General features: G+C 59.6%; 5 protein-coding genes and 1 tRNA gene. 4 read left to right on the plus strand and 2 right to left on the minus strand.

Annotated elements, in window-relative coordinates; all coding sequences use genetic code 11:
• Positions 1 to 1,152: aspartate aminotransferase family protein (locus NW838_RS07570; protein ID WP_414427792.1), on the minus strand; the 1,152-nt coding region annotated here is incomplete at its 3' end.
• 135 nt (positions 1,153 to 1,287) lie between these two features.
• On the opposite strand from NW838_RS07570, the gene cysC reads away from it, so the two are divergent.
• Together cysC and NW838_RS07580 are read left to right on the plus strand one after the other, a co-directional pair.
• The gene (gene cysC / locus NW838_RS07575) at positions 1,288 to 1,815 is read left to right on the plus strand and encodes an adenylyl-sulfate kinase (RefSeq protein ID WP_414355885.1); all 528 of its coding nucleotides are present in this window, start codon (positions 1,288 to 1,290) and stop codon (positions 1,813 to 1,815) included.
• A 96-nt stretch (positions 1,816 to 1,911) separates the two neighbouring features.
• Entirely contained in the window at positions 1,912 to 2,847 is a 936-nt protein-coding gene (locus NW838_RS07580) for an alpha/beta fold hydrolase (protein WP_414355845.1), read from the plus strand.
• A gap of 9 nt (positions 2,848 to 2,856) precedes the next feature.
• On the opposite strand, the gene NW838_RS07585 is transcribed toward NW838_RS07580, so the two are convergent.
• Positions 2,857 to 3,393 (minus strand): HNH endonuclease, encoded by a 537-nt coding sequence (locus NW838_RS07585; protein WP_414355844.1) that lies wholly within the window; start codon positions 3,391 to 3,393, stop codon positions 2,857 to 2,859.
• Between the two features lie 223 nt (positions 3,394 to 3,616).
• Here NW838_RS07585 and lnt point away from each other — a divergent pair, with 223 nt between their 5' ends.
• Both lnt and NW838_RS07595 read left to right on the plus strand, forming a co-directional pair.
• A complete protein-coding gene (gene lnt, locus NW838_RS07590; protein WP_414427793.1) occupies positions 3,617 to 5,227 on the plus strand; it encodes an apolipoprotein N-acyltransferase in 1,611 nt (536 codons plus the stop codon).
• Positions 5,228 to 5,309: 82 nt separating this feature from the next.
• Positions 5,310 to 5,382: transfer RNA gene (locus NW838_RS07595), tRNA-Thr, on the plus strand.
• Positions 5,383 to 5,599 lie beyond the last annotated feature (217 nt).

A 5,599-nucleotide genomic window follows, 5' to 3' on the forward strand; every position in this document is an offset into this window, starting at 1 on the left:
CACCACCTGGGATCCTGCCGGCACCAACAACAGCCCGCAGTCCATCGCCGCCTTGACCGCTTCAGCCGCCGGGATGCGCACCACCAAGCCCTGAATCAGGCCCCAGCCCCGCACTTGCTCAACGAGCTGCGGAAACTGCTCCGCCAAGCGGGACAGCCCCTGACGCAGATACACCCCTGTCTGCTGGGCATTCCAAACCAAACTCTCCGACATTAGCGTGCGGCAAACCGCCAGGCCCACCGCACAAGCCAAGGGGTTGCCCCCAAAGGTGCTGGCGTGATCCCCCGGCTGAAACACGGCGCAAAAGTCTTTCGCCAACAAGGCCCCGATGGGGATCCCACCGGCCAGGCCCTTGGCCAAGGTGAACACATCCGGCTCCACCCCCAGGTTACAGTGGCCCCACAGCATGCCGGTACGGCCCATGCCCACCTGCACCTCATCCAACATCAGCAGAACGCCCCGCTCGCTGCAGATCCGGCGCAACCATTGAAAATAGGCGGGATCCCCCGGGACAACCCCCCCTTCCCCCTGCAACGGCTCCAACAGCACGGCACACACCCGCTCGCCCCAGCGATCCAACACTGCTGCTGTGCCCTCGATGTCATTGTAGGGAACGTAATCAAAGCCGGGCACCAGAGGGGCAAAGTCTTTCTGGTATTTCGGCTGGCCGGTGGCGGTAACGGTGGCCAGGGTGCGGCCATGGAAGCTGGCATGGGCGGTGAGGATCACCGGATCTTGGATCCCGCGCACCGTGTGGGCATACTTGCGAGCCAGCTTAATGGCTCCCTCATTGGCTTCCGCCCCTGAGTTGCAGAAAAACACCTTGTCGGCACAGGAGTGCTGGGTCAGCCATTGGGCCAGTTGCGCCTGCGGCTGGTTGTAGTAAAGGTTGGAAACATGATGCAACTGTTGCGCCTGCTCGGTGAGCGCCTGAATCCACACCGGGTGGGCATGCCCCAGAGTACAGGTAGCAATGCCGGCCACAAAATCCAGGTACTCCCGCCCCTGCTCATCCCAAACTCGACACCCCTGCCCGCGCACCAAGGTCAGGGGATAGCGCCCATAGGTGGCCATCACATGCTCGGCAAACAGCTCGGCAGTTGTCGGGGATCCCGAGGGGGCACTGGCAAGAGGCGAAGTTAGAGGAGACATGGCCGGTAAAAGATTGCTGTCGTGTTGGCGGCGCGGAGCGCTTTGGGGCTGACGCAAGCCGTGTTTCGAGTGTACCACCCTGCTTTGGAGATGATATTCTGGCGGGGCCAAAGATTCAGGGATCCCTACGAACCGATGTCGCGGCGGGGGGTAACGGTCTGGTTTACGGGATTGAGCGGGGCGGGCAAAACCACCCTGAGCTGCGGCGTGGCCCAGCAGTTGCGCGCTTGGGGGCTGCCGGTGGAAGTGCTCGATGGGGACCTGGTGCGGCAACATCTCACCAAGGGTCTGGGCTTCAGCAAAGTGGATCGGGAGGAGAACATTCGCCGCATCGGCTTTGTGGCGGAGATGCTGACTCGGCACGGGGTGATTGTGCTGGTGTCGGCTATTTCCCCTTATCGGGCGGTGCGGCAGGAGGTACGGCGATATATTGGCAGCTTCATCGAGGTCTTTGTGGATGCCCCTTTGGAGGTGTGCGAACGCCGGGATGTGAAGGGCCTCTATCGAAAGGCGCGGGCAGGCTTAATCCAGAACTTTACCGGCATCGACGATCCCTACGAGCCGCCGGAACAGCCGGAGGTGGTGTGCAAAACTGCCGAGCAAAGCATCTCCGAATGTATTGACCTGGTGATACAAAGCCTAAAAAGCAGAGGTTATGTCTAACAGGCCCACTGCTCTTACGTTGCCCGTAGAGGGTGGGCTTCCCCCCGGAGTAGCTGCAAAGAACCTAGAATTAAGAAAGGCTTACAAGCAACTCCTATGGCTTCGACATCGGTATCGGCCACTCCCATTTCGGCGCGGTGGATCTGGCGAGGGCAGTCAGTTCATTACGTCAAACAGGGTGAGCAGGGGCAGCCTCTGCTTCTGGTGCACGGCTTTGGAGCCTCCACCGACCACTGGCGCAAGAACATTCCCGAATTGGCTCAACACTACCAGGTGTACGCCATCGATTTGCTGGGTTTCGGTCGCTCTGCCAAGCCCAACTGGGACTACCGCACCGAAATCTGGCGGGATCAACTGCGGGACTTTTGCCAACAGGTAATCCGTCGGCCTGTGGTGGGGATCGGCAACTCCCTGGGCGGCTATGTGGTGCTCAGTTTTGCGGCGGAGTGGCCGGAGTGGGTGCGGGGCGTGGTGCTTTTGAATGGGGCAGGTGGGTTTTCCACGCTCAAGGGATCCCCGACCGGATGGCGGCAATGGATAGGCGGATTGGTGGGCTGGGGCCTGCGCCAGCGCCTGGTGTCTTACCTGCTGTTTCAGTATTTGCGGCAGCCGCACGTGATCCGAGCCAAGCTGAAGCAGGTTTACTACGACCCGGCAGCCGTGACCGATCAGCTGGTCGAGGACATTCATCGCCCCACCCAGGATCCGGGTGCTGCCGATGTGTTTGTGGCCTTGATGCGAGGCGGCCAGAAGGGACGCTATGTAGATGAGCTGCTGCGCAGCCTGGTGCGCCCGCTGTTGTTGATCTGGGGAGAGCGGGATCCCTGGATGCGGGCGCGGGAACGCTCTAAGCTCTACCGGGCCCACTACCCTCAAGCGATGGAATACTTCCTGGAGGCTGGCCACTGCCCCCACGATGAGCGTCCAGAACAGGTCAATGCCCTGATCCACCAGTGGATCGAGACAGGAATCCCGGCCACCACTTCTCCCCCCATTTCCAAAGCTGCCCCTGCATCAGAACTCCATCCTTAGGCGGCCAGTCTAGCTTGGGTCGTCCAACGATTCCCCCTGGGGATCCCCTTCTAGGCCGATGGTGTACTTAGACCATTCTCGATGGGAACCACTGCCGACGGCTTTGGAGATTTCAAAGTAAAGAGTGCTGTGGGGACGGCGGGGTTGGCGCAGCAGGGGCATACCGGCTTCGCGGGGGGTGCGGTTCCCTTTTTTCACGTTGCAACGCACACAGGCACTGACCACATTTTCCCAAGTATCTCCGCCGCCACGGGAGCGAGGGATCACGTGATCCAGGGTGAGATCTTCGCCGAAGCAGCCGCAGTACTGACAACGGTGCCCATCCCGGTAGAGGACGTTGCGGCGCGTGAGCGGGATCTCCTTATGGGGAACGTGGACATAGTGGCGCAGGCGAATGACGGTGGGCAAAGGAATGTTGCCGTACACCACTCGGCCATTGTGCTCAATTTGCTCGGCCTTGCCCTTGAGCAAAAGAACGACCGCCCTGCGCCAACTGGTGATGTTGAGCGGCTCGTAGGAGGCATTCAAAACCAAAACTTTGCCCATAGTGCTACGCACCGCTGACGGGATCCCTAACCCAAGCCGGGAGGCACCAGCCCCCTGAAGTTATGCAAAATGTTAACACAGCTTCAGATTCGGGCAGTAGGAGCCCTGTGCTCCAGGAGATAGTTGCGGCTGCTGCAAGGGCGCTACTCTGGAGAGGATCCGTCGGCAGGGGCGTGTTCAATCCCCGTGGGGTTTCCCGAAGAGGCTGAATTTTATTGAGGTGATGAAGCTGGAACTGAAATCTTCAACTCAACGGCAGGATCTGCCCCAAAAGAGAAACCCAGGCGAGGGATCCCGCTGGCTGATGGGTCTAGCCATCCTGCTGCTCTGTCTGGGGTCCCCCAACCGCTGGTGGCACTGGTTTCCGGGGGCGCTGCTGGGCCTAGCCCCGCTGTTTGACCTGTGCGAACAACGGCAAGGGTGGGCGCGGTGGCGTTTGGCCTATGGCCTCTGGTTTTGGGTGTGCCTGTACGCCTTCTGGGTGGATCCCTTCTCGGTTAAGGTGTTGAGCGCCTGGGAGATCCTAGGGGGCGTGGTGGTGGCTCCCCTGATCCCCCTCTTTTTCACCACCGCTACGCTCCTGAGTTTGCAACTGAGTCGTCCCCTGCCGGCTTGGGCACGTCCGCTGGGTTTGGCCACGGTCTGGACGGGCTTGGATGGGCTGTTGGGCTTGCTCTGGTGGCCCATCCCTTTCCACTGGGGATCCTTGCTGTTCGACTGGCCTCTCGGGATCCAGGTGGCCGATGTCACCGGGATCTGGGGGGTTACCTTTTTTGCCGTGTTCGTCAATGGGGTTCTTTGGCAGATGGCCAGGCAGATTTCCAGCCGGTGGCAGACGGCTAGGGGATCCCTGAGAAACGCTTTGGGTGAGATGCTCAAGAACAGAGATTTCTGGAGTACGCTTGCCTGCGGCCTGGGGTTGACGGGGCTGGTCTTGGCTTATGGAAGCGTGCGCCTGGCTTACTTCGATGCCTTGGCCGTCGAAAACAGGGATCCCGGCTTTCGGGTGGGGGCAGTGCAGCAGGTGGCTTGGCTGGAAGCCGATCGCAGTTGGGACTACCGCATGGAGCGCTACCGGGAGCTGCATCAGCTTTCTGCCCAGGGGGTGGCTGCCGGGGCGCAGTTGGTGATTTGGCCGGAGGGGGCGCTGCGGGCACGGCTGCTGAATACCGGCCTAGAGCCTTACGTGATCGAGCCGATGCAAGCGATTCTGCCACCGGAAGGCGCTTTGATTACGGGGGCAACAGAGCCGGATCCCCGCACAGCCCATTTGCCGGAGCCAGAGCAGCGATTTTTTAACACGGCCCTGTTGTTTGACGCCCGGGGCAACTTGCTGGATGGGTTTGGCAAGCAGTGGATCTTTCCCTATTTCGAGTCGGGGCGCTATGTGCCCTCGCCGGATGGCTACCGACCTTTGGCCGGGGGGGAGCTTTTCGGGCCTTTGGGGGTGATGATCTGCTTGGAGAGCGTGTTGCCTGCGCCCAGCCGAACTTTGACTCGTCGCGGTGCCGAGTCTTTGATCGTAATTTCGGATGATAGCTGGTTTGGTAATAGCCACTGGCCGATGCTGCATGGCAAACTCTCGGTTTTTCGGGCTGTGGAAAATCGGCGTAGCGTGGTGTTTGTCAACAACACCGGCGGCAATTTGGTGGTGGATCCCTCAGGTCGGCTCCAGCAGGTCGGCCCCATCTTTCAGCGGGGGGTGATCACGGGAGAGGTGAGGCGGCGCTCTGAGACAACTTTCTACAATCGCGCAGGGGATTGGCTGGCGTGGCTAACGTTGGGGCTGTCTTTGGGGCTATGGCGTTGGGGATCCCGAGTGAGGCAAGGATGAGTTAGGATCAGTAAACCTGCCCAGGATCAAGATTGGGATTGCTTGCTCCGGAGCGGCGGGTTCCCCTATCGAATCAACCGTTGCTGATGTAGCTCAGTTGGTAGAGCAGCTCACTCGTAATGAGCAGGTCGTCGGTTCGAGTCCGATCATCAGCTTTCTGGAATTGAACACCTTGGAGTCCCTCACACTCCTGCTCTAATTCATTGCTCGCCCACTATTGTTGATTTTGTTTTCACTGATTAACTCTTGATTGCTATAGCAGCAGTTATAGCCGTTTTAGCCTAGGTCGTGTTGATCTTATGTTAGGATAGAGAGAATAATTTATAGAGGAAAGAGGATGAAGTTGGTTTTTTTAGATGAAAACAAATGGCA

This window comes from Synechococcus sp. R55.2 (assembly GCF_047462075.1).
Taxonomy (GTDB): domain Bacteria; phylum Cyanobacteriota; class Cyanobacteriia; order Thermostichales; family Thermostichaceae; genus Thermostichus.